Raw genomic sequence first — 1,037 nt, forward strand, 5'->3', positions numbered from 1 at the left:
CTATAGAAAAAAGACAGAAAAATATTTCCGATAGTTTAAATTTTGTAAAAAAAGAAAAAGAAAATTTGAAAATAGATCAAGAAAAAGTAAAAAAAGAAATTAAAAATCAAAAACAAGCAGCATTGAACTTGCTCAATGAAGCAAAAAAACAACGTAATATTATTTTAGAAGAAGCTAGAAAAAGTGCAGAAAAAGAAAAAAATAAATTTATGATAAAAGCACGTTTTGATATTGATTTAGAACGTATAAAAATGCAGGAAGAGTTGACTCAATATGTAGGGAAAATAGCTATTTCAATAGCTGAAAAAGTTATACAAAGATCTATAAAAAAAAATGAAAATAATGATATCATTAAAGAATTAATTAATCGTTTATAAGGAATATTTTATTTCTAATGTGTGAATATAGTAGTGTGGCTAAAATTTATGCAAAAGCTATTTTTGAATTAGCAGTAGAAGAAAATAAAATAGATCTTTGGCAAAAGATGTTGTTGTTTTTAGTTAGTATTTCTAAAGATTTAAAAATAAAAAGTTTGTTATCAGGTGTATTACCAGCTGAATATATAGCGAATGTATTTATAACGTTATGCGGAGATCAAATTAATCTGAAGTGTCAAAATTTAATTAAAATAATGGCTGAAAATAAACGATTATTTTTACTAAAAAATATTTTATCAGAATATATTGGTTTAAAAAATAATTATAATAAAGTTTTAGAAGCTAAGATTATATCAGCATATGTATTAAGTTTTTCGCAACTAAAAAATATTTCTTTATTTTTAGAAAAAAAGTTTAATAGCAATATTAGTTTAAAAAACAGTATTAAGGATACTATTATTGATGGTTTTATTATTAAAGTGAATAATCTTGTGATCGATATGTCTATTCGTAATCGTTTAAAACAGTTAAAAAATTTCTTAAATTATTGAGAGAATTATAAAGGTATGCATTTAAATTCTAGTGAGATTAGTGAATTAATTAAAAAACGTATAGCTCAATTTAAGATAGTTAACGAAGTGTATAATGAAGGTACTATTA

3 protein-coding genes are annotated in these 1,037 nt (G+C 22.2%); all 3 read left to right on the plus strand.

The features are described 5' to 3' along the window. A partial coding sequence (gene atpF / locus LDP10_RS03590; protein ID WP_265197251.1) for a F0F1 ATP synthase subunit B occupies nucleotides 1-377 on the plus strand: 377 nt, incomplete at its 5' end. Nucleotides 378-394: 17 nt separating this feature from the next. Then, nucleotides 395-928 (plus strand): F0F1 ATP synthase subunit delta, encoded by a 534-nt coding sequence (locus tag LDP10_RS03595; RefSeq protein ID WP_265197252.1) that lies wholly within the window; start codon nucleotides 395-397, stop codon nucleotides 926-928. Between the two features lie 15 nt (nucleotides 929-943). Continuing rightward, the coding region (locus LDP10_RS03600; RefSeq protein WP_265197196.1) for a hypothetical protein at nucleotides 944-1,037 on the plus strand (94 nt) is incomplete at its 3' end.

The organism is Buchnera aphidicola (Pemphigus obesinymphae) (assembly GCF_026122815.1).
Lineage (GTDB): Bacteria > Pseudomonadota > Gammaproteobacteria > Enterobacterales > Enterobacteriaceae > Buchnera_C > Buchnera_C aphidicola_BJ.

Coding starts and splice junctions, on each gene's coding strand:
- LDP10_RS03595 (WP_265197252.1), top strand. CDS start 395: ATGTGTGAATATAGTAGTGTGGCTAAAATTTATGCAAAAGCTATTTTT.